The sequence below is a fragment of the Ruegeria sp. BHSA191 genome (genome assembly GCF_059613325.1).
On record NZ_JBXWSH010000002.1, the window covers coordinates 1 to 26,105 of the forward strand.

The 26,105-nt window shown below is 63.1% G+C and carries 25 protein-coding genes, 1 other RNA gene and 1 riboswitch; of the genes, 8 read left to right on the forward strand and 18 right to left on the reverse strand.

All coding sequences use genetic code 11. The features are described from left to right. The 7 genes from AC2FNS_RS01890 to ccoN all read right to left on the reverse strand — a co-directional run. Window positions 1–751: cation transporter (locus AC2FNS_RS01890; protein ID WP_496803760.1), on the reverse strand; the 751-nt coding region annotated here is incomplete at its 3' end. A 4-nt stretch (window positions 752–755) separates the two neighbouring features. After that, window positions 756–1,214, reverse strand: a complete 459-nt coding sequence (locus AC2FNS_RS01895; RefSeq protein WP_496710689.1) for a FixH family protein — start codon at window positions 1,212–1,214, stop codon at window positions 756–758. Window positions 1,215–1,217: 3 nt separating this feature from the next. After that, window positions 1,218–2,639: a cytochrome c oxidase accessory protein CcoG gene (gene ccoG / locus AC2FNS_RS01900; RefSeq protein ID WP_496803761.1), complete on the reverse strand. Its 1,422-nt coding sequence runs from the start codon at window positions 2,637–2,639 to the stop codon at window positions 1,218–1,220. A 406-nt stretch (window positions 2,640–3,045) separates the two neighbouring features. Next, a complete protein-coding gene (gene ccoP / locus AC2FNS_RS01905) occupies window positions 3,046–3,915 on the reverse strand; it encodes a cytochrome-c oxidase, cbb3-type subunit III (protein WP_496710691.1) in 870 nt (289 codons plus the stop codon). Then, window positions 3,912–4,097, reverse strand: coding sequence for a cbb3-type cytochrome oxidase subunit 3 (locus tag AC2FNS_RS01910; protein WP_496682863.1), 186 nt, complete (start codon window positions 4,095–4,097; stop codon window positions 3,912–3,914). Before AC2FNS_RS01910 ends, ccoP begins: the two co-directional genes overlap by 4 nt. A gap of 10 nt (window positions 4,098–4,107) precedes the next feature. Next, the gene (gene ccoO / locus AC2FNS_RS01915; RefSeq protein ID WP_496682866.1) at window positions 4,108–4,836 is read right to left on the reverse strand and encodes a cytochrome-c oxidase, cbb3-type subunit II; all 729 of its coding nucleotides are present in this window, start codon (window positions 4,834–4,836) and stop codon (window positions 4,108–4,110) included. 14 nt (window positions 4,837–4,850) lie between these two features. Continuing rightward, entirely contained in the window at window positions 4,851–6,458 is a 1,608-nt protein-coding gene (gene ccoN, locus AC2FNS_RS01920) for a cytochrome-c oxidase, cbb3-type subunit I (RefSeq protein WP_496682869.1), read from the reverse strand. A 195-nt stretch (window positions 6,459–6,653) separates the two neighbouring features. Between ccoN and AC2FNS_RS01925 the strand changes: the two genes are divergently transcribed. Further along, window positions 6,654–7,493, forward strand: a complete 840-nt coding sequence (locus AC2FNS_RS01925; protein WP_496682871.1) for a universal stress protein — start codon at window positions 6,654–6,656, stop codon at window positions 7,491–7,493. Between the two features lie 44 nt (window positions 7,494–7,537). On the opposite strand, the gene AC2FNS_RS01930 is transcribed toward AC2FNS_RS01925, so the two are convergent. Beyond that, window positions 7,538–7,792, reverse strand: coding sequence for a GlsB/YeaQ/YmgE family stress response membrane protein (locus AC2FNS_RS01930; protein WP_496682874.1), 255 nt, complete (start codon window positions 7,790–7,792; stop codon window positions 7,538–7,540). 101 nt (window positions 7,793–7,893) lie between these two features. After that, window positions 7,894–8,637, reverse strand: a complete 744-nt coding sequence (gene fnrL, locus AC2FNS_RS01935) for a transcriptional regulator FnrL (protein ID WP_496682877.1) — start codon at window positions 8,635–8,637, stop codon at window positions 7,894–7,896. A 61-nt stretch (window positions 8,638–8,698) separates the two neighbouring features. On the opposite strand from fnrL, the gene hemN reads away from it, so the two are divergent. Beyond that, window positions 8,699–10,054 (forward strand): oxygen-independent coproporphyrinogen III oxidase, encoded by a 1,356-nt coding sequence (hemN, locus tag AC2FNS_RS01940; protein WP_496710692.1) that lies wholly within the window; start codon window positions 8,699–8,701, stop codon window positions 10,052–10,054. A gap of 211 nt (window positions 10,055–10,265) precedes the next feature. Then, the gene (locus tag AC2FNS_RS01945; protein WP_496710693.1) at window positions 10,266–12,194 is read left to right on the forward strand and encodes an elongation factor G; all 1,929 of its coding nucleotides are present in this window, start codon (window positions 10,266–10,268) and stop codon (window positions 12,192–12,194) included. On the opposite strand, the gene AC2FNS_RS01950 is transcribed toward AC2FNS_RS01945, so the two are convergent. From AC2FNS_RS01950 to AC2FNS_RS01970, 5 genes are all read right to left on the reverse strand, one after another. Beyond that, a complete protein-coding gene (locus tag AC2FNS_RS01950) occupies window positions 12,191–13,768 on the reverse strand; it encodes an ABC transporter ATP-binding protein (RefSeq protein ID WP_496710694.1) in 1,578 nt (525 codons plus the stop codon). The two genes, AC2FNS_RS01945 and AC2FNS_RS01950, sit on opposite strands and share 4 nt — an antisense overlap. Beyond that, window positions 13,765–14,871: an ABC transporter permease gene (locus tag AC2FNS_RS01955; RefSeq protein WP_496710695.1), complete on the reverse strand. Its 1,107-nt coding sequence runs from the start codon at window positions 14,869–14,871 to the stop codon at window positions 13,765–13,767. Before AC2FNS_RS01955 ends, AC2FNS_RS01950 begins: the two co-directional genes overlap by 4 nt. Then, window positions 14,872–15,966 (reverse strand): microcin C ABC transporter permease YejB, encoded by a 1,095-nt coding sequence (locus AC2FNS_RS01960; RefSeq protein WP_496710696.1) that lies wholly within the window; start codon window positions 15,964–15,966, stop codon window positions 14,872–14,874. A gap of 1 nt (window position 15,967) precedes the next feature. Continuing rightward, entirely contained in the window at window positions 15,968–17,878 is a 1,911-nt protein-coding gene (locus AC2FNS_RS01965; RefSeq protein WP_496710697.1) for an extracellular solute-binding protein, read from the reverse strand. Window positions 17,879–18,047: 169 nt separating this feature from the next. After that, entirely contained in the window at window positions 18,048–18,557 is a 510-nt protein-coding gene (locus tag AC2FNS_RS01970) for a c-type cytochrome (RefSeq protein ID WP_496680455.1), read from the reverse strand. Window positions 18,558–18,676: 119 nt separating this feature from the next. Here AC2FNS_RS01970 and AC2FNS_RS01975 point away from each other — a divergent pair, with 119 nt between their 5' ends. Continuing rightward, entirely contained in the window at window positions 18,677–19,510 is an 834-nt protein-coding gene (locus AC2FNS_RS01975; protein ID WP_490360572.1) for a prephenate dehydratase, read from the forward strand. A gap of 20 nt (window positions 19,511–19,530) precedes the next feature. Here AC2FNS_RS01975 and AC2FNS_RS01980 read toward each other — a convergent pair whose 3' ends face one another. Next, window positions 19,531–19,998: an SRPBCC family protein gene (locus tag AC2FNS_RS01980; protein WP_496710698.1), complete on the reverse strand. Its 468-nt coding sequence runs from the start codon at window positions 19,996–19,998 to the stop codon at window positions 19,531–19,533. 38 nt (window positions 19,999–20,036) lie between these two features. Continuing rightward, window positions 20,037–21,020, reverse strand: a complete 984-nt coding sequence (gene nudC, locus AC2FNS_RS01985; protein WP_496710699.1) for an NAD(+) diphosphatase — start codon at window positions 21,018–21,020, stop codon at window positions 20,037–20,039. A gap of 144 nt (window positions 21,021–21,164) precedes the next feature. On the opposite strand from nudC, the gene AC2FNS_RS01990 reads away from it, so the two are divergent. Both AC2FNS_RS01990 and ffs read left to right on the forward strand, forming a co-directional pair. Then, complete coding sequence (locus AC2FNS_RS01990; RefSeq protein ID WP_496710700.1) at window positions 21,165–23,084, forward strand: bifunctional 2',3'-cyclic-nucleotide 2'-phosphodiesterase/3'-nucleotidase; 1,920 nt, start codon at window positions 21,165–21,167, stop codon at window positions 23,082–23,084. A 40-nt stretch (window positions 23,085–23,124) separates the two neighbouring features. Then, window positions 23,125–23,221, forward strand: an RNA gene (ffs, locus tag AC2FNS_RS01995) — signal recognition particle sRNA small type. 62 nt (window positions 23,222–23,283) lie between these two features. Here the strand turns inward: ffs and AC2FNS_RS02000 are convergent. Beyond that, window positions 23,284–24,141, reverse strand: coding sequence for an alpha/beta hydrolase family protein (locus AC2FNS_RS02000; RefSeq protein ID WP_496710701.1), 858 nt, complete (start codon window positions 24,139–24,141; stop codon window positions 23,284–23,286). Between the two features lie 83 nt (window positions 24,142–24,224). On the opposite strand from AC2FNS_RS02000, the gene AC2FNS_RS02005 reads away from it, so the two are divergent. After that, complete coding sequence (locus AC2FNS_RS02005; protein ID WP_496710702.1) at window positions 24,225–24,797, forward strand: TetR/AcrR family transcriptional regulator; 573 nt, start codon at window positions 24,225–24,227, stop codon at window positions 24,795–24,797. Between the two features lie 28 nt (window positions 24,798–24,825). Continuing rightward, a riboswitch (cobalamin riboswitch) is annotated at window positions 24,826–25,041 on the forward strand. 87 nt (window positions 25,042–25,128) lie between these two features. Next, entirely contained in the window at window positions 25,129–25,536 is a 408-nt protein-coding gene (locus AC2FNS_RS02010; RefSeq protein WP_496710703.1) for a hypothetical protein, read from the forward strand. 3 nt (window positions 25,537–25,539) lie between these two features. On the opposite strand, the gene AC2FNS_RS02015 is transcribed toward AC2FNS_RS02010, so the two are convergent. After that, the gene (locus AC2FNS_RS02015) at window positions 25,540–26,043 is read right to left on the reverse strand and encodes a protein-tyrosine phosphatase family protein (protein ID WP_496710704.1); all 504 of its coding nucleotides are present in this window, start codon (window positions 26,041–26,043) and stop codon (window positions 25,540–25,542) included. Window positions 26,044–26,105: the final 62 nt, after the last annotated feature.

The window sequence follows — 26,105 nt, forward strand, 5'->3', positions numbered from 1 at the left end:
GGCGAATGGCGCGGGGGACCTCGAGCGCCGTCAATTCCTCGGCCGCCGAGCGGGCGGCGGCACGGGTGCGGTAATCCAGATACCGCCCCGCCAGCAGAAAGAAGGTGAGCGTCAGCGCCGCATCGAAATAGGCATGCTTACCGCTCAGCGCGGTTTCCCACAGCGAAGTGACCAGCGCCAGCAGGATTGCTAGCACGATCGGCACGTCCATGTTCAGGCGGCGCACGCGCAGCGCTCTCCAGGCGTTTTCGAAAAAGGGCTGGGCCGAGAAGGCGATCGCCGGCAGTGTGATCGCCGCCGAGATCCAGTGGAACATGTCGCGTGTCGCGTCCGTGGCCCCGGACCAGACCGACACCGACAGCAACATCACGTTCATCGAGGCAAAGCCGGCAACCGCCAACCGCATCAGCAGATCGCGCCCGGCCTTGTCGGTCTGGGTGGCGGACAGCGCGCCGGCGTCCAACTCGTGCGCCTCGTATCCAACCCGTTCGAGCACCGGGATCAGATCGGCGGCACGCAGATTCGGTGCGGCCTTGATCAGCGCCCGCTTCAGCGTCAGGTTCACGCGTGCGTCCTGCACGCCGGGCACGGCGTTCAGGGCCTGCTCGACATTCGCGATACAGGCTGAGCAGTGAATGCCGGGCAGCGACAACGCGATCTGTGCATCCGGCGGAACCGGACGGGCCGCATCAGCCGGGGCGGCAATGCACCCGGGACAGGCTGCAGCAGTCGGCGTGATCTGCCCGCTCATCGGATTACCCCTTCACATACAGCGGAATGCGGCGGGAAAACTCGGCTCCGTCATGGTCACGCGCCACCAGCCGGATGTTCCAATTGCCCTTGGCCAGAGTCGCCGGGGCGGAATAGGCCACACCGTCAAAGGTGAAATCCGGCGTGAAATCGTCGCGCACATGGGTGGCACGCCCCACGACGGCCTGCAATTCGGCCACGCGCACCGGATCGCCCTGCGCGTCGGTGATGCGGAGGATCAACAGCCCGCCCTTGGTCTCAGCCGTGGCGTCCCAACCCAGCGCCTGCTGTTCGCGCAGACGTTCGTTGAACTCCTGGCTGGCCACGTACGAGTTCTTGACCTCGAGTCCCGGGAACGTCTTGACCGCGCTGTAGGCCAGAACGAGGTTGACCGCGATGATGACGCCGAACGCCCCCACGAATACGGCCAGAGCATGTTTGCCGGTGAATTGCCGTTCGCTCATGTCTCAGTTCCCCCGCCCATTGAAAGTGGTGTCTTTGTAGGCCCGCTCGCCGCTGGCCAAATCCTCGACCCAGATGCGGACTGGTGTCGTGTCCGCCGCCGCCGGAGCCGAATCCTTGTCGGCGACAATATACACGCGCGTCAAATGCGCGGTATCGGCCGGGACGTTCACGGTATCCAGCGGCGTACCTTCGATCTGCAGCTTCATCGCGGGATCGCCCACCAGCGACAGCTTGAACAACCGGTCCTCGCCGTGCTTGTTGCGCAGCCGCACGTCATAGGTATTGCGGATTGAGCCGTCGGACATGGTCACGAAGGTCGGGTTGCGCACCGGCGCCACCGTCAGGTCGATGTCCGACCGGATGAACAGGGCGAACAGCAGGGCAACCCCCACCGCCGACCACAGCGACGAATACAGGATCGTGCGCGGACGGAAGATATGCTTCCAGATGCTCTTGGGCGGATGCGCTGCGCGTTCGCGCTGCTCGTCGCTGAGCGCCATGTAGTCGATCAGGCCGCGTGGCTTGCCGACCTTTTCCATCACTTCGTCGCAGGCATCGATGCACAGGGCGCAGGTGATGCATTCCAGCTGCTGCCCGTCGCGGATGTCGATCCCCATCGGGCAGACGTTGACGCAGGCATAACAGTCGATGCAGTCGCCCAGGCCTTCGCGGTTCTTGCCCTTGCCGCGGGGTTCACCCCGCCACTCGCGATAGCCCACGACCAGCGTGTCCTCGTCCATCATCGCTGCCTGGATGCGCGGCCAGGGGCAGGCATAGATGCAGATCTGTTCGCGTGCGAATCCACCGAAGAAGAAGGTCGTGCCGGTCAGGATCAGCATCGTTGTATAGGCGATCGGGTGGGCATTGCCAGTGATCAGATCGCGCGCCAGCGTCGGCGCATCGGCAAAATAGAAAACCCAAGCCCCACCCGTGGCCAGACCGATCAGAAACCAGGCCGTCCATTTCGACAGGCGCAGCCGCGCCTTGTGGAAGTCCAGCTTTTTCTGCCTGTGCAGACGCAGGCGGGCGTTGCGGTCGCCCTCGATCCAGCGCTCGACCAGGATGAACAGATCGGTCCAGACCGTTTGCGGGCAGGCATAGCCGCACCACACGCGCCCAAGCGCCGAGGTGAACAGGAACAGCCCGAGACCAGCCATGATGAGCAGACCCGCGACGAAATAGAATTCGTGCGGCCAGATCTCGATCCAGAAGAAATAGAACCGCCGGTTCGCCAGGTCCAAAAGTACCGCCTGGTCCGGCAGGCTGGGGCCACGGTCCCAGCGGATCCACGGCGTCACATAATAGATGCCGAGCGTGACTGCCATGATGATCCATTTGAGATCGCGGAACTTTCCTGACACGCGTCTGGGAAAGATCGGCTCTCGGGCGGCATAAAGGCTGGGGGCGGGATTGGAATCGCTCACGGGCTGGCTCCGGATCAGGCTGTTTTCTGGCGACTTGTTCCAGATCATGAACGCGTTAACTTTGACATGGGTCAAAAGCGCATCGTACAGACATCTTTTGTCACACCTGAACCCGACACTATCGCATTGCCGCCGTTTCGGCGAAACCTTACTGCCGGACAGAGTCATAAACGCGCCGGATCTGGCATGTCTCAAAATAGGCGCCAACCGGTCGTGTATCATCATCGACGAAATGCCGCAGGCAGCCGGGGCGATGCGCGCAACTGCCGCGCCAAATTCTGGACCGGCGCCGCGACACGCTCTAGGTTTGGAAAAATGGTGCCGGCTGTTCAGGAAACGCGCGAACAGATGGAACAGCCGGCACCTAGGCCTTCGGGCGGCGAACCGCCCGAAGGTTTTCTTGTGTCTACTGACCGCCACCCAATTGATGGACGTAGAGCGAAACCGCGCGAATCTGCGCTTCGCTGAGACGGTTTTGCCAACCGGGCATGACGCCGAAGCGGCTGTTGGTCACGGTGTCGGTCAGGGTGTCGTAGTCGCCGCCATAGAGCCAGATCGCGTCCGCCAGGTTCGGCGCGCCCTGGTCGCGGTCGCCTTCGGCGTTTTCGCCGTGGCAGGAGGCGCAGTTGTCGGCATAGACGACGGATCCGGCCTCGACCAGCGCGGGATCGTTCGGCTCTCCGGAAAGCGACATGACATAGTTGACGACTTGCGAGATCTCCTCGGTCGTCAACAGCTCGTCGCGACCGAAGGCGGGCATCTCGGAATAGCGCGCCTCGTCATATTCCTCGTTGCGGATGCCGGCGGCGACGGTGTGATAGATCGATTCCAGATCTCCACCCCAGAGCCACGAGTCGTCCAGGAGGTTCGGATAACCGACGGCGCCCGCCGCGCCCGAACCGTGGCACTGAGCGCACCAAGTCCGGAACACCGCCGCGCCAGAGGATACCGCGAAACTGCTGAGGTCGGGATCGGCAGCGATGTCGATCAGTTCGGCCTGCTCAAGGCGTGCGGTGATCGGTGCATTCGCCTCCTCCACCGCGGCGATTTCCGCATCCACCTTGGCGCGCGACGACCATCCCAGAACACCGGCCGTCGCGTGGTTCACCAGCGGCCAAGCCGGATAGAGGATCGTGTAGATGAGGCCCCAGAAGATCGTGACGTAGAAGGTCCACAGCCACCAGCGCGGAAGCGGGTTGTTGAACTCTTCGATGCCGTCCCATTCGTGGCCGGTCGTACCGGGATCGCCCGGCTTCTTTTCGGGTGCTTTGCTCATTTCCGCGCCTCCTCGGATGTGGCGGGTTTGTCTTCATGCCGAAACGGTATGCCGGCAGTATCTTCGTATTGCTTGCTGGCACCGGGCCGAAACACCCAGATCACCACGCCGATGAAGAAGGCGAAGAGGGCCAGCAGCATCCAACTGTCGGCGAATTGCCGAAGGATCGTGTATTGCTCCATGACAGCCCCCTTACCGGTTCGCGTCCGGGGTGAAGGTCGAGAAATCGACCAGCGTCCCCAGCATCTGCAGATAGGCGATCAGCGCATCCGCTTCAGTCAGCTCGGGCTGGCCGTCAAAGTTGCGCACGTTCACCTTGTCGCCATAGCGCTCCAGCAGACCGTCATAGTCGCTGTCGGGATCGGCCTGAGCGCGGAAATCCGCCTCCGCGTTCTCCAGCATCTCGTCGGTATAGGGCGTTCCGACCGCGGCGTTCGCCGCCATGATGTCGCCGATATACTTTCCGTCCAGCTTGCGCCGTTCGAGGAAGCCGTACTTCGGCATCACCGATTCCGGCACCACCGATTGCGGATCACGCAGATGGTCCACGTGCCATTCGTCCGAGTAGCGGCCGCCGACGCGGGCCAGGTCCGGCCCGGTGCGCTTGGAGCCCCACTGGAACGGGTGGTCGTACATCGACTCGGCCGCCAGCGAGTAGTGGCCATAGCGTTCGACCTCGTCCCGCATCGGGCGGATCATCTGGCTGTGGCAGACATAGCAGCCTTCGCGGAGGTAGATTTCCCGTCCCGCCATTTCGAGAGGGGTGTAGGGGCGCATGCCCTCCACCTTCTCGATGGTGTTCTCAAGGTAGAACAGGGGCGTGATCTGCACGATGCCACCGATGGTCACGACCAGGAAGCTGAAGATCAGCAGGAGGGACGCGTTGGTCTCGAGGATCTTGTGTTTGTCAAGAATTGCCATTGCTCCGGCCCTCCTTATTCAGCCGGGACCGCGACGGTCAGGCTGGCCTCTTTGGCCGGCGCCTTCCGGACGGTCATCCACAGGTTGTAGCACATGATCACTGCACCCGCGACGTACAGCACGCCGCCCAGGGCACGCACCACGTACATCGGGAACTTGGCCGCCACGGTGTCGGCGAACGAGTTCACCAGGAAGCCGTTGGCGTCCACTTCACGCCACATCAGGCCTTCCATGATGCCGGTCACCCACATCGACGCGGCGTAGAGCACGATGCCGATGGTGGCGAGCCAGAAGTGCCAGCTGACCATCTGCAGCGAGTACAGGCGCTCACGTTTCCAAAGAACCGGCACGAGGAAGTACAGCGCACCAAAGGTGATCATGCCATTCCAGCCCAGCGCACCCGAGTGCACGTGGCCGATGGTCCAGTCGGTGTAGTGCGACAGCGAGTTTACCGCACGGATCGACATCATCGGGCCTTCGAAGGTGGACATGCCGTAGAAACCGACCGAGATGACCATCATGCGGATGACCGGGTCGGTGCGCAGCTTGTCCCATGCGCCCGATAGCGTCATCAAACCGTTGATCATGCCACCCCACGAAGGCATCCACAGCACGACCGAGAACACCATGCCCAGCGTCGAGGCCCAGTCAGGCAGCGCGGTGTAGTGCAGGTGGTGAGGACCGGCCCAGATATAGATGAAGATCAGCGCCCAGAAGTGGATGATCGACAGCTTATAGCTGAAGACCGGGCGTTCGGCCTGTTTCGGGATGAAATAGTACATCATGCCCAGAAAGCCTGCGGTCAGGAAGAAGCCCACGGCGTTGTGGCCGTACCACCACTGGATCATCGCATCCTGCACGCCCGACCAGACGATCACGGATTTCGAGCCCCAGATGCTGACCGGCAGGGTCATGTTGTTGACCAGGTGCAGCATCGCGACGGTCACGATGAAGGACAGATAGAACCAGTTGGCCACGTAGATATGCGGCTCTTTCCGTTTCACGATCGTGCCCAGGAACACGGCCAGATAGGCCACCCAGACGATGGTCAACCACAGATCGACATACCATTCCGGCTCGGCATATTCCTTGGACTGGGTGCCGCCCAGCACATAGCCGGTCGCGGCCAGCACGATGAACAGCTGATAGCCCCAGAACACGAACCAGGCGAGGTTTCCGCCCCATAGACGTGCCGCGCTGGTGCGTTGCACCACGTAGAAGGACGTGGCGATCAGCGCGTTGCCGCCAAAGGCGAAGATCACGGCCGAGGTGTGCAGCGGACGCAGACGGCCAAAGTTCAGGTATCCTTGGGCCCATTCGAAATTGAGCACCGGGAAAGCCAGTTGAAATGCGATGAACGTACCCGCGAGGAATCCGACGACGCCCCAAAAGGCGGTTGCGATCACGCCATAGCGGATCACGCCGTCCATGTATTCCCCCGAGCGATCGACAAGAATGTCGGGCTCGTCGGTGTTGCGAAGCGTCCAGATGAACAGGCCACCGGCGATCAGCATCACCAGTATCGCATGCACCTGATACGCCAAATCCCGCGCATAGTTGGCCCCGATCGCTGCGAACAGCGTGACCAGGCCAAGCGCGATCAGCTTGATGTAATTCGACATATTGCGTCCCTTTGCCATGCCGCACGCGATTCTCTTGCCGCGCGCGGCTTTTTTGACTGCCTGCTGTATCGGCCAACCGCGGGCCCTACTGCTTTGATCTGTATCAAGACAATAGAGTGAAAACTGTGACACGCATAACCAAATGAATGACCTGCTCGAAACCGCCGCACCGAGCAATGGAACAATGAGGTCAAGATGGCTTACAAATCGCTTCTCTCAGTCGTGACGGAAACAAAATTCGCAAAAAAGGCGCTGGAGCAGATGGCTGCTTTGGCCGAAGCCCAGGATGCCCATGCCGAAGCGCTGTGTCTGGGCGTCGATCGCAGCCAGACCGGATACTACTATGCCGGGGCCAATGCGTTGATCTTGCAGGAAACCCTGAACCGGGCCAATGCCGAGGCTGAGGAGAACCTGAAATTCGCCGAAGAGTTCCTGGGCAAGTCCGGCGTGCGCTGGTCGGCCGAAAGCGGCGTCGCGCAGATCGCAGATCTTGGCCGGCATGTCGCCCACAGGGCCCGCTTCTCGGATCTGGTGGTGCTGCCGCAACCCTATGGCGAAGGCCGGGGCGCCGAGGCCGAGCCCATCATCGAGGCCGCGATGTTCGACGGCCACGCCCCGGTTCTGGTGGTGCCGGATAACGCGGAAATCGTGTCTCGGCCGCGCACCGTTCTGATCGGGTGGAACGAAAGTGTCGAGGCGATGCGCGCTATCCGGTTCGCCCTGCCGTTCCTGATGGCGGCGGATCTGACCCGGATCGTCGTGATCGATCCGCCGACCCACGGCCCTGATCGGTCGGACCCGGGCGGGCTGTTGTCGCAAATGCTGGCCCGGCACGGGGTGAGATGCGAAATCGACGTGCTCAGCAAGACGATGACCCGCGTGTCGGACATTCTGAACCGCCATGCCGAGGACACCGCGGCCGACATGATCGTCATGGGGGCCTACGGACATTCCCGCTTCCGCGAGGCCATTCTGGGCGGCGCCACGCGGAACATGCTGGAAAAATCCGCCGTGCCGGTTTTCATGGCGCATTGACGGGAAACAGGGTCGGCCGCCTCGGGTTGGGGCGGCCCACTGGCTCAGACCTTCTTGACCAGCCCGATCAGGAACAAAAGGATCACCGCCCCGATCGTGGCGAAGAAGATCGACGAGAAAATCCCGCCGCCTACGGAAAATCCAAGCGCCGGAAAGATCGTCCCCGCCAGAAACGCCCCGACGACACCGACGATGATGTTGCCGACCAAGCCAAACCCGCGGCCGGACATGATCTTGCCCGACAGCCAACCGGCAATCGCGCCGATGAACAACATCGCTAATATACTGCTGAATTCCATGACCGCTCCCTGACTTGGGTTGATGCGCCCTTAGTTAGAGCACGGACGCGCCTTGGCGTCACGCATCAAGATCGCCGGGCACTGTGCTGTCAGATATGCCCTCAGACCAGAAAGCCGCCATCGGCATCGTCGCCGGCTTCTTCCATCAGGCGCCCGATATCCGGCACGGTGACGTGGCGCTTGCCTTCCAGCAGGATCACCTCGTCCTTTTTCAGGGCCGATATCTGACGGCTGACCGTTTCCAGCGTCAGGCCCAGATAGTCGGCCATCGCCTCGCGCGTCAGCGGCAGATCGAACACGATCGGCCCCGAAAGCCCCTTTTGGCTGACCGAGGCGTCCCGACGGGCGATGATCGACAGCAGGCTGGCGATCTTCTCGCGCGCGGTCTTGCGGCCCAGGACCAACATCCATTCACGCGCGGCGTCCAGTTCGTCCAGCGTCATCTGCAGCAGACGCTGCGCGATATGCGGCGTTCTGTTCATCAAGTCTTCGAACGGTTTCTTGCGGAAACAGCACATGACCACGTCGGTCGTGGCCACCACGTCATAAGGCGCCGACTCGCGCCCCGGGCGGCCGACGAAATCGCTAGGCAGCAGCAAGCCCACCATCTGGGTGCGCCCGTCCTCCATGGTTTGCGTCAACGATGCAATTCCAGACACCACCGAGCCGACGAAATTCATCTGGTCGCCCGACCAGATGATCGTCTGCCCCGCCTCGAAGCTGCGATAATACTTGATCTCTTCCAACGCGACCAACTCGTCCGCGTCACAGCGCGCGCACACCGCTCGGTGACGAATTGGACAGTCTTCGCAGTTCGAATGGTCAACGAGTGTAGTCAGAGTCATGCGCGCGTCCACTTGATCTCGGTCAAGGTCTTCTGGTTTCCGAGCCTATACCGGTGTCGCCATGATAGTAAAACCTCAATTGGCAAAGCTTGGACTATTTGACGCGAAGGTACCGCGTTATACCAGCTATCCGACCGCCCCCCACTTCAGCAATGACGTGGGGCCCGACATGTTCAGCGACTGGATTTCCGCCATCCGGCCGGGCAGTTCGATCTCGCTCTATGTTCATGTGCCGTTCTGCCGCCGGCTGTGCTGGTTCTGCGCCTGCCGCACCCAGGGCACCCAGACCGACAACCCGGTCATCGCCTATGTCGATGTCCTCAAGGCCGAACTGGACCTGCTGGCCGCGCGCCTGCCCAGCGGGGTGACCCTGTCGCGCCTGCACTGGGGCGGGGGCACGCCCACGCTGCTCAACCCCGACCTGATGCGCGAACTGGCCGCGCATATTCTGGGCATCGTCCCACTTGGACCCAACGCGGAATTCTCGGTCGAGATCGACCCCAACGAGGTGGACGCCGCCCGTCTTGACGCGCTGGCCGAAGCCGGGATGAACCGCGCCTCGATCGGGATTCAGGATTTCGATGACGAGATCCAGAAGAGCATCGGGCGCATCCAGAGCTATGACACCACCCGCGAGGCGATCGACATGATCCGTGAGCGCGGCGTGCCCAGCCTGAACGCTGACATCTTGTACGGACTGCCGCACCAGACCAAGGCGCGGATGACCGAAAGCGTGCAGAAGCTGCTGTCGCTAAGCCCCGACAGGGTGGCATTGTATGGCTATGCGCATGTACCGTGGATGGCGAAACGCCAGCAGCTGATCCCGTCCGACGCCCTGCCGACGCCGGAACAGCGGCTTGAGCTGTTCGACACCGCCCGCCGTCTGTTCCTGTGGGACAATTACGAAGAAATCGGCATTGACCATTTCGCCACCAAGGATGATGGGCTGACCCACGCGCTGAAAGCCGGACGGCTCAAGCGGAACTTCCAGGGCTATACCGACGATCAGGCCGAGGTTCTGATCGGCGTCGGCGCCAGCTCGATCTCGCGCTTCCCACAGGGTTATGCGCAGAACGCACCGGCCACTTCGGCCCATACCAACGCGGTGCGCGAAGGCCAATTCTCGACCTCGCGCGGGCATCTGTTCAAGGGTCAGGACATCCTGCGCGCCCGCCTGATCGAGGCCCTGATGTGCGAATTCCGCATCGACACGGCCGAGATCCTGCGCGACCACGACATCTCGGCGGCCGAGCTGACGGCGATGTACCAGCGCGCCAATGACACCTTCGACGGGTTGTTGCAGATCACCGATAACGGGCTGTTCATCCCGCCCGAAGCGCGCGCGTTGACCCGGATGATTGCCCGGACCTTCGACGCCTATGACCTGAGCAAGGCGGGCCACAGCTCGGCGATCTGACGGCAGGCGTCAGGCCGCAACCCGGCCGGTCGCCACAATGCAAAAAAGCGGGGGGTTGACGCGTGCGGTGGCTTTTCCCCACACTCGGAAGGCGGGCGGCAGGCCGCCCGACCCCGAGGCAGGCCATCATTCAGACAGACTCGCCGGCGCATCCGCGTTCGACAGCTCCTTTCGTGCAACCACTCTGCAACTTGACGAAGGGACAGCACCCATGCGCGTTTTTACCGTCCTCGGCCCCAGCCAATCGGGCAAGACAACCCTGGTCGAGGCCATCAGTCGCCTTGATGGCCGGCCAACCACATTCGAGGTATCCGGAACCGTGCATCTGCACGGTTTTTCTTATCTGGACGAACCGTGGTGCGCGATAGATGTCGATGGCGGAGGCGATGCGATGGCCTATGCCGGGCCCGCCATGGCCATTTCCGACGCGGCGGTGGTCGTGGTCCCGCCTGACCCGGACGCGGCTGTTCTGTGCGCCCCCTACCTGCGGCTGGTCGAGGAGGCGGGCATTCCCTGCTTTCTGTTCATCAACCGGATGGACAACCCCAACGGCCGCATCCGAGACATCGTCGCCGCACTGCAGACCTATTGCAGCCATCACATTACCCTGCGGCAAGTGCCGATCCGTGAAGGCGAAACCATTATCGGGGCTGTCGACCTGATCTCGGAGCGCGCCTGGAAATATCAAGAAGGTCAGCCCTCGGCGCTGATCGAACTGCCGCAATCGGTTGCGGATCGCGAGGCCGAAGCCCGCACCGAACTGCTCGAGACCTTGTCGGATTTCGACGACCACCTGCTTGAGCAGCTGATCGAGGACAAGCAGCCGCCCAGCGCCGAGATCTATGACTTGGCCGCGCAGGTGTTGCAGAACCACCAGTTGATCCCGGCCTGTCTGGGCGCGGCCAGCCATGGCAACGGGCTGACCCGCCTGATGAAGGCCCTGCGGCACGAGGCGCCCGAGTTCGACATCGCCGCCGACCGCGACGCGGCGCCCGAGGCCGCCCGCGCCATCACCGGTTTTGCCGACGTCAAGAAGCACATCGGCAAGATCATCGTCCTGCGGGGGCTGGGCGACGGGATCAAGGCGCATGATCCGCTGGGCGGCGAAACCGTTGGCAACCTGACCGCGCTGGATGCCAAGACCCAGATCGACGGGCTGAAGGCCGGCGAGATCGGGCTGGCGGTAAAATCCGATCACCTCAACCCCGGCAATGTTTATGACAGCAGCGACTCCACGCCGCTGCCGGATTGGGCCACGGCGCATCCGGTCGCCTATCGGCAGGTTGTGTCGCCAGCCCATGAACGCGACGACGTGCGCCTGTCCAACGCGCTGTCCCGGCTGGTCGAGATCGACCCGGGCTTGACGCTGGAACAGGACGAGCTGAGCGGCCACGCCGTTCTGGGCTCGCAGGGGCCGCAGCACATGCGGCGGGTGGTCGCCAAGCTGGCCGAGGATTTCGGGATCGAGATCGAGACCTCCCCGGTCGAGACCGCCTATCGCGAGACCATCCGCGCCGCGGTCGAACACCGGCACCGCCACCGCAAGCAATCCGGTGGCGCGGGGCAGTTCGCCGATGTGGTGATCTCGGTCGCGCCGCTGCCGCGCGGATCAGATTTTCAGTTCGACGAGGTGGTCAAGGGCGGCGCGGTGCCCAAGAACTATATCCCCTCGGTCGAACAAGGCGCGGTCGATGCATTGGCGCAGGGCCCCGAGGGCTTTCCGGTGGTGGATGTGAAGGTCACGCTGCATGACGGCAAGCATCACAACGTGGACAGTTCCGATTTTGCCTTCCGGACGGCCGGAAAAAACGCAGTCCGCGAGGCCCTGCCGCAGGCCAAACCCGTCGTGTTGCAGCCGATCCTGAACGCCGAGATCCATGTTCCGTCGGCCTTCGTGGGCGATCTGGTGCCCACGATCAGCTCGCTTCAGGGGCAGGTCCTGGGGTTCGAGGGCAACCCGAACGCGCCGGGCTGGGAGATCTTCAACGCCCAGCTGCCCGCCGTGGCTGAGGACGAACTGCACCGCACGCTGGCCAGCGCCACACGCGGTACCGGCTGGGTCAAGCTGCAGTTCGACCACTATGAAGAGCTGCGCGGCCCGCTGCCCAAATCGGCGGCGCGCGAAGCGGCCAACGCCTAACCCGCCGCAGCGATCAGTTCGCGGGTGTAGTCATCCTGCGCGTTGACGAAGAGGTCTTCGGCAGCGCCCATCTCGACCACGTCTCCGTTGCGCATGACGATCACCTTGTGTGACATCGCCCGCACCACCTTCAGGTCGTGGCTGATGAACAGGTAGGCCAGCCCGTATTTCTTCTGCAAGTCGCGTAGCAGTTCGACGATCTGCACCTGAACCGTCATGTCCAGCGCGCTGGTGGGTTCATCCAGCACCAGCAGCTTGGGCCGCAGCACCATGGCGCGGGCAATCGCGATGCGCTGGCGTTGCCCGCCCGAGAATTCGTGCGGGTAGCGGTCCATGGCCGCCGGGTCCAGGCCCACCTCGGTCATCACCTCGGCCACCAACTCGCGCGGGGCACGGTGCGGATCGACCTTGTGGATCGCCAGACCCTCGGCGATGATCTGCTGGCAGGTCATACGCGGGCTGAGGCTGCCGAACGGGTCCTGGAATACGATCTGCATGTCCTTCCGCAGGCGGCGCAGTTCACGCGTGGACCAGCGGCGCACATCCTGCCCACGGAAGGTGATCCCGCCCTCGGAAGCGATCAGACGCATGATCGCAAGCGCAAGCGTGGTCTTGCCCGAGCCGCTTTCGCCCACGATCCCTAAGGTCTCGCCTGCCCGCACGCTGAGCGTAGCGTCGTTCACCGCCTTCACATAGCCGACCGTGCGTTTTAGGAACCCGCGCTGGATCGGGAACCAGACCTTCAGATGCTCGGTCCGGGCCACTTCTTCGGCCGCGGGGTCTATCGGATCGGGAATGCCTTTGGGTTCGGCCGCCAGCAGCTTGCGGGTATAGGGGTGCTGAGGGTTGTCGAAGATCTCGGCCACCGGGCCGGTCTCGACGATCTCGCCATCCTTCATCACGCAGACCCGGTCGGCGATGCGCCGCACGATGCCCAGATCATGGGTGATGAACAATATCCCCATGTTTTCCGATTTCTGCAGCTCGACCAGCAGCTCGAGGATCTGCGCCTGAATGGTCACGTCCAGCGCAGTGGTCGGCTCGTCAGCGATCAGGATATCGGGCTGATTGGCCAGCGCCATGGCGATCATCACCCGCTGCCGCTGTCCGCCGGACAGCTGATGGGGATAGGCGTCCAGCCGTTCCTCGGGGTCGCGGATGCCGACCTTGTTCAACAATTCGACGATCCGGGCGCGCGCCGCGTCGCCCGTCAGCCCCTGGTGCAGGGCCAGCGATTCCGCCATCTGCTTCTGAATCGTGTGCAGCGGGTTCAACGAGGTCATCGGCTCCTGGAAGATGAAGCTGATATCGTTGCCGCGCACCTCCATCAGACGCTGCTCCGAGGCGCCGATCATCTCTTGGCCGTCATAGGTGACCGATCCTTCGACGATTGCGCTGTCGCCCAGCAGCGACACGGTAGACAGCGCGGTGACCGATTTGCCCGAGCCGGATTCGCCCACCAGCGCCACGGTTTCCCCGCGATCGACATGGAACGACACGCCCCGAACCGCCGTGGTCACCTGCCCGTCCTGGCGGAACGAGACCCTGAGGTTTTTCACATCCAGCAAGCTCATGAGAAGGTCTTTCGCGGGTCGAACGCGTCACGCACGCCTTCGAAGATGAAGACCAGCAGCGACAGCATGATGGCAAAGGTGAAAAAGGCGGTGAAGGCCAGCCACGGGGCCTGCAGGTTTTGCTTGGCCTGCAGGGTCAGCTCACCCAGAGACGGGGCCGAGGACGGCAGCCCGAAGCCAAGGAAATCGAGGCTGGCCAGCCCCCCGATCGTGCCGGTCACGATGAAGGGCATGAAGGTCAGCGTGGCCACCATCGCGTTGGGCAGCATGTGGCGGAACATGATCGTCAGGTTGCCCACGCCCAGCGCCTTGGCCGCGCGCACATATTCCAGGTTGCGGGCGCGCAGGAACTCGGCCCGCACCACGCCCACCAGCCCCGTCCAGGAAAACAGGATCATCAGGAACACCAGCAGCCAGAAACTTCGCCCCAGCACCGCGAACATGATGATGATGACGTAAAGCGAAGGCGTCGCTGACCAGATCTCGATGATGCGTTGGAAGATCAGGTCCAGCCAGCCGCCGAAAAAGCCCTGCAGCGCGCCGGCGAATATGCCGATCAGGCTGGCCGCACCGGTGACGATCAGGGTGAACAGGATCGACAGGCGGAAGCCATAGATGACACGCGCCAGAACGTCGCGCTTGGTGTCGTCAGTGCCCAGCAGGTTCTGCCCGTTAGGCGGCAGGGGTGCTGCGCCGGGGCGGTCGACGCTGGTGTTGTAAGAATAAGGTATCGGCGGCCAGATCGCCCAGCCCCGCTCGAAACCTTCGGCCTGGAATGTTCCCGCTTCGATCTGCTCGATGATGCCTTCGGGGTCGTCGAAACACTCCTCTAGCCCGCCGCTGTCGATCAGGCACTGAACCTCGGGATCGCGGTAAATCGCCTCGGTCTCGAAATCGCCGCCGAACTCGGTCTCGGCGTAGAAATTGAAGATGGGCGTGTAGAACTCGCCCCGGTACTTCACCAGGATCGGTTTGTCATTGGCGATGAATTCCGCAAACAGCGACAGGCCGAACAGCACCGTGAAGATGATCAGCGACCAAAAGGCCCGGCGGTTGCGGCAGAAATTGCGCCAGCGGCGCTGGTTCAGAGGAGAAAGTGCCATTTACCCCTCGCGTTTCTCGAAATCGATGCGCGGATCGACCAGCACATACATCAAGTCGCTGATGATGCCGACGACCAGCCCGAGCAGACCGAAGATGAACAGCGTCCCAAAGATCACCGGATAATCGCGCGCCACCGCGGCCTCAAAGCCCAGACGGCCCAAACCATCCAGCGAGAATATCGTCTCGATGATGATCGACCCGCCGAAGAACACGCCGATGAACACCGCCGGAAAGCCGGCGATCACGATCAGCATCGCATTGCGGAATACGTGGCCGTACAAAACCCGCCGTTCACTCAGGCCCTTGGCGCGGGCAGTCATGACGTATTGCTTCTTGATCTCGTCCAGAAACGAATTCTTGGTCAGCAGCGTCAGCGTGGCAAAGGCCGAGATTGTCAGCGCGATGGTCGGCAGGGCGATGTGCCAGAAATAGTCGGCCACTTTGCCCAGCAGGCTGAGGTCTTCCCAATTATCCGAGGTCAGCCCCCTGAGCGGGAAAATCTGCCAGTAGGACCCGCCCGCAAACAGAACCAGCAGCAGGATCGCGAACAGGAAGCCCGGAATCGCATAGGCCACGATGATGGCCGCGCTGGTCCAGGTGTCAAAGCGTGAACCATCCTTGACCGCCTTGCGGATGCCCAGCGGGATCGAGACGAGATAAGCGATCAGCGTCGACCAAAGGCCGAGCGAGATCGAGACCGGCATCTTTTCCAGCACCAGGTCAATCACCGAGACCGAGCGGAAGTAGCTTTCGCCGAAATCCAGCGTCAGATAGTTGCCCATCATGTTCAGGAACCGCTCGATCGGCGGTTTGTCGAACCCGAACTCTTTCTCCAGTTCGGCGATGAATTCCGGCGGCAACCCGCGGGCGCCCACGTATTTGTCATCGAAGACGCCGCCGCCGGGTTCGGCACCGGCTCCGGCATCGCCCGATCCGGCAAAACCCGCGAACACATCGCCCTGCCCTTCGATTTGGGCGATGATCTGTTCGATTGGCCCGCCAGGCACGAACTGCACCAGCGTGAAGTTGACGATCATGATGCCCAGAAGGGTCGGAATGACCAGCAACAGGCGTCTAAGGATATAGGCGCCCATATTACCGCAACGCGCCTGCCGCTTTCAGGGCCGCTTCCTTTTCGGGGTTGATCCACCACAGATCCAGATAACCCAGCGAATAGGGCGGCAGTTGTTCGGGATATTCATACATGTCGTAGTAGGCCGTCCAGTATTCCGCGATATACCCGTCGGGGATGATGAAGAACTCGTACCGCAGGGCCCGGTCAAGCGCCATCAGCGCCGCGTCCTGCTCGGTCTGGTTGGTCGTGGCGAAAGACGCCTCGATGATGGCGTCCACCAGGGGGCTGGCAAGTCCGGCCGGGTTGAACAGGCTGAACGCGGCCTCTTTCGAGCCGTACATCTGGCTCAGCCCGCCGCCGGTGGACAGGAAAGCGCTGTAGCGGGTGGAATACACCATGTCGTAGTCACGTTCGCGGCTGCGCAGCGTATATTGCGCCGGGTCGACCTTTTCCGCCGTCGCGTCCACGCCGATGGCCTGTAGGTTCTGCACGAAGGTCTCGATCATCGTGGCCGTCGAGGTCGGCAGGTTGGAGGGGTACGGGATGTTCACCCGCACGGTTTGACCCTGGGCGTTGCGGCGCACGTTGCCCTCGCCCACGGGCCATCCGGCCTCGTCCAGCAGCTTCGCGGCCTTGCGCAGGTTGCGCCGGTCGTTCAGCCGTGCCGGGTTCGATTGATGCACCGTTTCCACCGGCTGGGTGAGCAGTTCCGGCGGCACCACGTCGCCCAGCGACTTCAGAAACTCCAACTCGGGACCCTGCGGGACATCCTTCGCCTCGAGCGGGGTGCCTTCGATGAAGGAATCACGCGGCGAGTTCAGACCGTACAGGAGCGATTCATTGGCCCATTCGAAATTAAACGCCAGCGCCAGCGCCTTGCGCACATTCTTGTCGGCGAATTGCGGGCGCGCCAGATTGAACACGAAACCGGACGGATTCGGCGGACTGCCGTCGGGGATCGCATCCTTCACCACATAGCCCTGCGCGACCTTGGGAAAATCATACCCGGTCGCCCACAGCTTGGGGTCGCTTTCGATGCGGAATGTGTATTCGCCGGCCTTGAACGCCTCGAAGGCCGCGGTCTGATCCGCAAAATACTCGACCCGGATGCTGTCATAGTTGAACCGCCCCTTGTTGAACGGCAGGTCCTTGCCCCAATAGTCGTCGCGCCGCTTGTAGACGATGCGCCGGTTGATGTCGTAGCTGTCCAGCTTGTAGGGTCCCGACCCCACGGCGACCTCAAGCCGCGGCTCGTCCAGGCGACGCGACGGGTCGGCCTCGAACCAGGCCTTCGAAAACACCGGGGTGGACCCCACCGTCTCGATCCGGCTGCGGGCGGTCAATTCAGGATTGAAGGTGAATTTCACCGTGTGGGTGTCCAGAGCTTCGGCGCCAGTGACCATGCGGCCCACGGCCTGCGCATAGGATGGCAGGCCCTGCTCGATGAACAGGCGGTGGCTGTAGACGACGTCCTCGGCCGTGACCGGTGTGCCGTCCCAGAAGGTCGCCTCGGGGCGCAGATGGAAGATGACCCAGTTGCGGTCGGCGTCATATTCCAGACTTTCGGCCAGCACGCCGTAATACTGGCCAATGCTGTCATCCGAACTGTCGATCAACCGGTCGTATTGCAACGTGGTCAACGCACCGGCCCGCCCCTTGCGGGAATAGGGGTTGAGCGAATCAAACGTCCCCGACGCCGCCAGCGACAGCTCGCCCCCCTTGGGCGCATCGGGGTTCACATAGTTCAGATGCGCATAGTCGGCCGGATAGTCCAGATTGCCGAAATACGAATACCCGTGGCTGCGGATGATGTCGTCCTCATCTGCCACGCCCGGCACTGTCTGCAGCGCCATGATCGCCGCCGAAAGCCCCAACGCTGACGCCCAATGCCGAATACTCAGTACACGCGCGCCAGGTAAAACGGGTTTCATGCAGGTCATCCTTCGCGTTCGTCTCGGTTCCATGTCTGTCCACGCTAGCTAACGGGCCAGCGATGGCAGTTGCAAGTTTAGACTGCGTGAGCGCTTTGTGAAGATTTGTTGAGACGAAAAAGCCGCTGCACATCGGCAGCGGCTTTCGCAAGTCACGGACCCTGACCAATCAGCCGCCGATCGTCTGCAGATAGGCGATCAGATCGGCACGGTCTTCAGGTTTTTTCAGGCCCGCAAAGCTCATCGAAGTGCCTTGGATATAGCCTTTCGGATTGGCCAGGAAGGCATCCAGTTCCTCGGGCGTCCAGTTGCCGCCATGCGACTGCATCGCGGCGGAATACCCGCCGAACCCTTCGGCCGATGCGATCGGACGGTTCACGACGGCGTACAGGTACGGGCCGGTGCCGTTCGCGCCCTTCTCGAGCTTGTGGCAGGCCGAGCACTTGCGGAACACCTTGGCTCCCTTTTCAGGATCGGCCGCGGCCAGCAGATCGGCAAAGACCACTTCTTCGCCGTCAGCGCTTTCGCCGGCGCTTTCCGTTTCGATCACATAGGCGGCCATTTCACCATGCGCGTCCGTGCTATACAGAACGTCAGCCCCCCATTTCGCCAGGAGGAAGAAAAGAAAGGCACCGAACAGGCCGGCTGCGGCCTTGGTAACTGTCATCGTGTCAAACATTGATCGCGAGTCCATTTCAGCTGTCTGCGGGGTGTCTAAGGCTTCCCCTTGCAAGAGGCAAGGTATAGACACCGCGACCAAACGCCCAATTCTGTAACTTGTTGCACGGAATCGACCAAATGACCAATCGCATCGCATTTCAGGGCGAACCCGGCGCCTACAGCCACGAAGCCTGCCGCATGGCCCGCCCCGACATGGAGCCCCTGCCCTGCCGCACCTTCGAGGACGTGATCGAATCGGTCCGGTCGGGCCAGGCCGATCTGGCGATGCTGCCGGTCGAGAACACCACCTATGGCCGCGTCGCCGACATCCACCGTTTGCTGCCGCACAGCGGGCTGCACATTATCGACGAAGCCTTCGTGCGTGTGCACATCAACCTTCTGGCGGTCCCCGGCGCAACGCTTGAAGACATTACCGAGGCGCATTCACACCTGGTCCTGCTGCCGCAATGCGCGGGCTTTCTGCAGGAACACGGCATCCGGGGCCGGGTCAGCCCCGACAATGCCCGCGCCGCGCGCGAGGTTGCCGAGGCCGGAGACAAACACTCGGCAGCCCTTGCCAGCGAACTGGCGGGCGAGATCTATGGGCTGAACGTTCTGGCTCGGCATATCGAGGACAATGACGACAACACCACCCGGTTCCTTGTCATGTCGCGCGAAGTGGACGAGACGCGCCGGGGTGCGCATGGCATGATCACCAGCTTCGTCTTCCAGGTCCGCAACATCCCGGCGGCGCTGTACAAGGCGCTTGGCGGGTTCGCGACGAACGGCATCAACATGACCAAGCTGGAAAGCTACATGGTCGACGGTTCCTTCACGGCGACGCAATTCTATGCGGACATCGTCGGCCATCCCGACGACCGCAACGTGCAGTTGGCGATGGACGAGTTGCAGCATTTCACCACGAATGTCGAAATACTGGGGGTCTATCCCGCCGCGCGGCCTCGGGGCTAGCGACTTGCTGCCGGGCGCCGTCAGCCCCCGTGCGCGTACCGGGTTTCCATTTCGCGGGCGAAATCACCCAGCCGCAACTGGAACTGGCGGCGAAACCGAGTTTTTCCCAGCTTGAACGATTGCAGCAACAGCCGTGCGGGCAAAGTCTGGGCGGCCAGCGACATTTCGATGGACAACCTCGTGTGCCGCTGCGACAGCGGCAGCAACTCGACCGTGGTCAGGCTGGTCATGCCCTTACCCGCGGCCACGAACCGCATCAGCGACGGGCGTTCGAACTCGGCCAGTTCGACCGACATGCGGCGCGTTCGACCGCGCACCTTGAATTCGGCATCCCAACAGGCGCCGACCCCGGGGGAAGGCGTATCGAAGGTCCGCCGCACCTCGATCCCGCGCCGCAGCGCCATGCGTTCGAAACGCCCGAAATCCGCGACCATCTCGAAAACGTCCGAGATGGGGACCTGAATGTCTTCCTGTGCCGAAAACTGCATGTACGCCTTGATCGTTCGGTATTTTTGCCAGTGTCTCGCTAGTCCAGTGTATCCGCAAGCCAGTTGCGCAGAAGAAAATGCGCGATCGCGCCTTTTCGCGCCGGCATCAACCGCGGGTGTTCCCCGGCAAAGGCCTGCATCATGTCAGCGCGCGACACCCAGATCGCGTCTTCGATCTCGACCGGATCGATCATCAGCCGCTGCGACAGGGCCTGTGCCGCACATCCAAACATCAGCGAAGCTGGAAACGGCCAGGGCTGGCTGGCCAGATAGCTGACCGCACCGACCGGCACGCCGGCTTCTTCCATGACCTCGCGTCGCACGGCGGCCTCGAGCGTTTCGCCCGGTTCGACGAATCCGGCCAACAGTGAATACATCCCCTCGGGCCAGCCGGGCGAGCGCCCCATCAGCACTGCGTCGCCAAAGGTGACCAGCATGATGACCACCGGATCAGTGCGCGGGAAGTGCTGGGCGCCGCATTCGGGGCAGGCCCGCTGCCAGCCGCCCTGTGCCGGGGCGCTGCGGGTTCCGCACCGGGCGCAAAACCGATGGGTTTCGTGCCAGCCGATCACCGCCTTCGCCGTCGCGGCGATTTCGGCATCGCGGGGCGACAGACGGGTCATGATGCGACGCAGCTCGGCAAAGACATGACCGGTGGGCAGGTTCGGATGCTGCTGCTCGGAGCGATCGACAAAGGCCCCGACTCCAGACAAGTCCAGCCCGTCGGCCGGCCAATCAGATATGTCGGCGGCAAACAAGGGCGCGCCCGCGTCGGACGTCCCCATGAAAACGGGCTGTTCGACGGCACCCCCGGGGCCGCTCTGCACCAGAGCGTGGGTCATCGGCACCCAGGCCAGCTGATCCAGATCGCCGCCCTGCACCAAGATCTTGCCCCGCCACAGCAACAGGCAGCGCGACATCGGGTCCCTGCGGGCCGCCTCCAGTTCTTCGCCGTTGGCACGAATATCAGCGGCACGGTTCAGCCCCGATCCGCCGAATGTAACCTGCTCTGCCCGTTTCATGTCCATGCTCCTGCGATTGGCTCAAGGGCTGCCACGACTGTCGGCCCAGCGCAATGCCCAAGCCAAGGCCGCCGTTCGGCACCGCCTGCAAAAAAGACACATGGATGCCCGACAAATAAACGGATATTCTACCTTTCGGCGAACATGCATTTAAAACAACGCACAAAAGCAGAGCAGTTGAAAACAAAAACCTTGGCGCACGAAGCGCATGGCCAAGCGATCCAATCCGTCCTTCGCATCCTGGCGACGACGGACCTGCACATGAATCTGACCAGCTTCGACTATTACGCCGACCAGCCGGACCAGGCCATCGGGCTGACCCGCACGGCCAGCCTGATCCGCGTCGCCCGGCAAGAGGCCCGGCAGTCGGGCGCCGAAGTACTGCTGTTCGACAACGGCGACGCGCTGCAAGGCACGTTGCTGGGTGATTGGGCCGCCGACCAGCCCGGCCCTCAGCATCCTCTGTTGTCGGCTTTCGAGAAACTGGGCTATGACGCAATCGCGCTTGGCAACCACGATTTCAGCTTCGGGCTGCCCGTTCTGGAAGCCATCGTCGAACACGCGCCGTTTCCGGTGCTGTGCGGCAATCTCCGGCGCATTGGACGGGCGCAGGCCTGGCAGCCCTGGACCGTACTAACACGTCGGATTCGGGTCGGCGGCCAAGAGGTTCCGCTGCGCGTCGGCGTTTTTTCGATCCTGCCGCCGCAGACCGCCCGGTGGGAAGCGCACCATCTGGACGGGCAGGTCGAGGTCGCCGATTCGATTTCCACCGCCCGGACCTGCATTGCCGAACTGCGCGACCGCGGCTGTGACCTGGTGATTGCCCTTGCCCATTCCGGCCTTGGTGACGCCGAACCTGCCCCCATGTCCGAAAACGTGGTGATCCAGCTGGCGGCTCTGGCCGGCGTGGATGCCATCGTGGCCGGGCACACGCACATGCTGTTTCCCGCAGACGTCCCGGACCCGGTGGCCAGCATGGACCTGCAAAACGGTCTGATCCACGGCAAGCCCGTGGTCATGCCCGGAACCGCCGGAACGCATCTGGGCGTGATCGACCTGACGCTGGAGCGAGATGCGACAAGGTGGAAAATCGTCGCGAAATCCGGCCGACTTCGCTCTGTTCAGCCTGCGCAGCCGGATGCGGGGCCTGTGCCCGAAGACCCCGAGATGATGCAAGTGTTCCAAACCGGACACGCACGGACACGCCGCCGTGCGGCATCGCCGGTCGGGCGGACGGAGCAGGCCATGCACAGCTATTTCACTTTCTGCGGGCTGGATCGCGGCCTGACCTTGGTCGCCGCCGCCCAGGCCGCAGCGCTGCGGCCGGTTCTGAAAGAGTCGAAGTTGGAAAACCTTCCGCTGCTGTCGAGCGTAGCACCCTCCAAATTCGGGGGTCGGGCCGGGCCACGCCATTTCACCGATGTTCCGCGGGGCGACGTGTTCCTGCGCCACGTGTCGGATCTGCATGTGTTTCCCAATGAGTTGCGGGCGGTCGTCGTTACCGGTGCGCAGTTGCGGGATTGGCTGGAAATGTCGGCAGCAGTCTACCGGCAAATCGACGGCGCCCGCGAAGCAGACCTGATAGACCCGCAGGCGACCGGGCACAATTTTGACGTCCTGCACGGGGTGACCTACGAAATCGATCCGTCATGCCCGCCGCGTTTCGACCTTGGGGGACACCGGACCGGTAACGAGAATGGGCGGATACGAAACCTTTGCCATCACGGCACCCCGGTCACGCCGGAACAGGCCTATGTCGTGGCCGTCAACAACTATCGGGCCAATGGCGGTGGCAATTTCCCGATCCTGCGGCAAAGTCCGGCGATCCAGATGCCGCGCATGAATATCCGCGCGATCGTCCGGGATTACCTGTCCGGAGCGCTGGAACGCGATCCGCTCGAAGATGCTCCGGCCAGCTTTTCCCTGACCGGTTTCCACGGGCGTGCGGCCGTGCTGCGCACCGGACCGGGCGCCGAGAAATACCTGGATGAACTGGCCGCTTTCAGCCCCGAGCTGCTTGGGTTGGACGACCAGGGCTTTCTCCGGATTCGGCTGTGGCCGTGACGGGTTGCCAAGCGCCTGCGTGATGCCTATATCGGCGGTCGAGAGGTTGGCGCGGGCAAGCGCCTCGCCAACCTGGTCAGGTCCGGAAGGAAGCAGCCACAACGAGCCCCGCTTGGGTCGCTGTCCAACCTCTCACTTGATGCCGTCATGGCACACTGTTTTCCGATCATTCCCTGATGCAGGGCCGCCGGACTGGTCGTCAGGCAATCAGCCGCGGCCAGATTGCGCGGCTGCGCCGGGCGAAGGCGCCGACATGGCCGACCTCGCGCAGGCCGAAGGCGGCCGGGGTCAATAGATGACGCCGCGCCGCAGGCCCGTACAACTCGACCAGCCGCCAGACCGCGGGCGGCGGAACCGTCTGATCATCCTCCAGGGCGATGACGTCCACCGGGGCCGTCATTCGGCCCCAATCGGCCGGCGGAAGCGTGTCGCCTAGTTCCGGCAGATAGCTGTCGGGTGACGTACACCACTTGCGCCACTGCCAATAGACCCCGGATGGCAGGTCGGACCCGAACCCAAGCATCCGCCCCGGCAGATAGCCCAGCAGACGCACCAGAGGCGGCACATGACCATACCAGAACAGGCTCGCCAACCCTTTGTAGGGCCAGGGATGATCGGCCAGGGTCACCAGCCCCGAACACACGCAAATCATCCGGTCGATCCGGTCGATCCCGGGCTGAAGCGGCCCCAGCATCCCGCCAACCGAATGACCGATGACCCAAAGCTTGGCATCGGGATAGCGCCGCCGCATCTCGGCCTGCGCCGCCGGCATGTCCTTCAGCGCCCAACCGGCCATAGTGGCATCCGAGTCTTTCAGGCGCCGTTTCAGAGATGTCCCGAAATCGCGATAGTCATAGGTCAGGCAGGCCATGCCCCGTTCAGCGGCCAGCCACCGCGCGAAATGCTGGTAGTAGTCCCGCGGCACGCCGGTTGCCCCGTTCAGTACGACAGCGATTTCCGGCCTGGCCATCGGTGCATAGAGCCGCGCCGACAGGTTTGCCTCGCTCGCCGAAAACTCGAAATCCTCGACTTTCACGGTCTGCTGCGAATCCAACATCCATGCCTCCAAGCGCTCTGGACCGATTGGTCTAATCATTGCATCTGGACCGATCGGTCCAGCCCTGTCAAGATGCGTGCAAGATGACCCGACGTCCGCAAAACACCCGCGATCGCCTGACCCAGACCGCCGCCCGGCTGTTCCAGCGCTCGGGCTACAACGGTGTCGGCCTGACCGAGATCCTGACCGAGGCCCGGGCGCCCAAAGGCTCGCTGTACCACCATTTTCCAAAGGGAAAGCAGGATCTTGCCCTCGCTGCGGCCAGCTGGGCTTCGGACGGGATGCGCGACATGATCGCGGCGGCGTTCAACGACGCGCAGGATTTCCGCGCAGGGGTCACCACCCTTTGCCACAAGATCGCGAAACTGTTCGACACCTCGCCGCAATGGGAGACCTGCCCGATCGCCGCCACCCTGTTCGAAAGCCCCGACAACCGGGCCTTCCGCGACCATGCCGACCGGCTGTACGAAAGCTGGATCGACGAGGTGCGCGGCCACGCGGAACGGTTCGGCGTCGCGCATCCTGACATGGCGGCCGACACCCTGTTCATCATGATGCAGGGCGGCTGGCAACTGGCGCGCGCGCGTCGGGATTCGAATGTGCTGCGCCGGTTGCCCGAGCATGTCCCGTGGGACCGGTTCCAGCCGCGCGACTGAATGCGGCTTGACTCGGCCCGACCCTGACCGCTAGCGATTGGGTGATGGTTCCCGCGCCTTCAGCCGGGATGAAAAGGGAACACGGTGCGGCCCCCCCCGGGACAATCGGAACGGGCCAATGCCGGGACTGCCCCCGCAACTGTAGGCGGAGAGCGATGCCGAGATACCACTGACCGCAAGGTTGGGAAGGTCGGCAAAGCAACGACCCGCAAGTCAGGAGACCTGCCATCAAACGTGAAACCGAAACTCGGACGGGGTGTCCGGGCAGGGTCTGGCCGTGAAATCGGCTGTCCGCCCCGGTCCGCCCCGCCCAGCGCGCGGAGGGCGCATCATGATCTGGAAGACCAACACGCACGAATTTTCCGCAACCGTCTGCCAACGCACGGGCAGTACCTGCCCGGCGCTGACGCATCTGGCCCGGTCGGTCGCGCAGGCGGTCGCGGCGGCCGACGCGGCAACCTCGCCCGATTTCCGGGTGGAAGGCAGCAGCGAACTGACCCATTGCACGCCGGGCTGCATGGCCCGCTTTGACGCTCGCGCCGACCTGATCCGGGTGTATTGCGGCGCACGCGAAGGGGCAGATACGCAAAGCTTGGACGCCTATGCCGACCTGATGTTCAATGATCAGGCCGATGCCTGCCTCGCGCAGGGGCTGGACACGTCACCCTGCGCGATGCTGCAGGCGGTCGCGCTGGATCCCACCACCCTGGCGGAACACGCCTTGCCGGCAGTCATCTGACGGTCAGTCCGGGGTAGCAACCCGAGCCGGCGCCACGGCCCAGAGCAACTGCGCCTCGGTTTCCACGGCGCAGGGGCGAACGGCCCGCAGGCGTTTGAGCGCCGGTTCCGGGGCTTCGCCACATTCGATCATCAGGCGCAGAAAGGCCATGCCGGATCGTCCACAGCCCCCCCGGCAATGCACCAGAACTCGCCCGCCGCCGCTCAGCGCATGGCGGGCGGCGGCGCTGACTGGCGGCCACTGGCCGTCAAAGTCATCCCCCGGCGCCGAAAAATCGGCGACCGGCATATGCGCCCAGCGGCTAGCACGCCCTTGGATGTCCGATCCGAAATCTCCCGCCCCCACGGCGACCATCTCGGCCAGGGTCGTCATCGAGATCACAAGACCCGGCGCCCAGCCCCCGATCAGGTCCAGGTCGCCGCGGTAGTCGCCGCCTCCGCCGGGTATCGAGGTCAGGGCAAGCGAACCGCCCCCGACCTGCAGGGCATGAACAACCAGATTGGACATCGAAACCACCCCTCGGGAAACGCATCACTGAAACTATTGGTCCAGTATGGCCCAACCAGCGC

Excerpts from the sequence above, each read along its gene's own strand:
- AC2FNS_RS01895 (WP_496710689.1), bottom strand. The coding sequence starts at position 1,214 with ATGAGCGAACGGCAATTCACCGGCAAACATGCTCTGGCCGTATTCGTG.
- ccoP (WP_496710691.1), bottom strand. The coding sequence starts at position 3,915 with ATGAGCAAAGCACCCGAAAAGAAGCCGGGCGATCCCGGTACGACCGGC.
- AC2FNS_RS01910 (WP_496682863.1), bottom strand. The coding sequence starts at position 4,097 with ATGGAGCAATACACGATCCTTCGGCAATTCGCCGACAGTTGGATGCTG.
- ccoO (WP_496682866.1), bottom strand. The coding sequence starts at position 4,836 with ATGGCAATTCTTGACAAACACAAGATCCTCGAGACCAACGCGTCCCTC.
- ccoN (WP_496682869.1), bottom strand. The coding sequence starts at position 6,458 with ATGTCGAATTACATCAAGCTGATCGCGCTTGGCCTGGTCACGCTGTTC.
- AC2FNS_RS01925 (WP_496682871.1), top strand. The coding sequence starts at position 6,654 with ATGGCTTACAAATCGCTTCTCTCAGTCGTGACGGAAACAAAATTCGCA.
- AC2FNS_RS01930 (WP_496682874.1), bottom strand. The coding sequence starts at position 7,792 with ATGGAATTCAGCAGTATATTAGCGATGTTGTTCATCGGCGCGATTGCC.
- fnrL (WP_496682877.1), bottom strand. The coding sequence starts at position 8,637 with ATGACTCTGACTACACTCGTTGACCATTCGAACTGCGAAGACTGTCCA.
- hemN (WP_496710692.1), top strand. The coding sequence starts at position 8,699 with ATGATAGTAAAACCTCAATTGGCAAAGCTTGGACTATTTGACGCGAAG.
- AC2FNS_RS01945 (WP_496710693.1), top strand. The coding sequence starts at position 10,266 with ATGCGCGTTTTTACCGTCCTCGGCCCCAGCCAATCGGGCAAGACAACC.
- AC2FNS_RS01950 (WP_496710694.1), bottom strand. The coding sequence starts at position 13,768 with ATGAGCTTGCTGGATGTGAAAAACCTCAGGGTCTCGTTCCGCCAGGAC.
- AC2FNS_RS01955 (WP_496710695.1), bottom strand. The coding sequence starts at position 14,871 with ATGGCACTTTCTCCTCTGAACCAGCGCCGCTGGCGCAATTTCTGCCGC.
- AC2FNS_RS01960 (WP_496710696.1), bottom strand. The coding sequence starts at position 15,966 with ATGGGCGCCTATATCCTTAGACGCCTGTTGCTGGTCATTCCGACCCTT.
- AC2FNS_RS01965 (WP_496710697.1), bottom strand. The coding sequence starts at position 17,878 with ATGAAACCCGTTTTACCTGGCGCGCGTGTACTGAGTATTCGGCATTGG.
- AC2FNS_RS01970 (WP_496680455.1), bottom strand. The coding sequence starts at position 18,557 with ATGTTTGACACGATGACAGTTACCAAGGCCGCAGCCGGCCTGTTCGGT.
- AC2FNS_RS01975 (WP_490360572.1), top strand. The coding sequence starts at position 18,677 with ATGACCAATCGCATCGCATTTCAGGGCGAACCCGGCGCCTACAGCCAC.
- AC2FNS_RS01980 (WP_496710698.1), bottom strand. The coding sequence starts at position 19,998 with ATGCAGTTTTCGGCACAGGAAGACATTCAGGTCCCCATCTCGGACGTT.
- nudC (WP_496710699.1), bottom strand. The coding sequence starts at position 21,020 with ATGAAACGGGCAGAGCAGGTTACATTCGGCGGATCGGGGCTGAACCGT.
- AC2FNS_RS01990 (WP_496710700.1), top strand. The coding sequence starts at position 21,165 with ATGCATTTAAAACAACGCACAAAAGCAGAGCAGTTGAAAACAAAAACC.
- AC2FNS_RS02000 (WP_496710701.1), bottom strand. The coding sequence starts at position 24,141 with ATGTTGGATTCGCAGCAGACCGTGAAAGTCGAGGATTTCGAGTTTTCG.
- AC2FNS_RS02005 (WP_496710702.1), top strand. The coding sequence starts at position 24,225 with ATGACCCGACGTCCGCAAAACACCCGCGATCGCCTGACCCAGACCGCC.
- AC2FNS_RS02010 (WP_496710703.1), top strand. The coding sequence starts at position 25,129 with ATGATCTGGAAGACCAACACGCACGAATTTTCCGCAACCGTCTGCCAA.
- AC2FNS_RS02015 (WP_496710704.1), bottom strand. The coding sequence starts at position 26,043 with ATGTCCAATCTGGTTGTTCATGCCCTGCAGGTCGGGGGCGGTTCGCTT.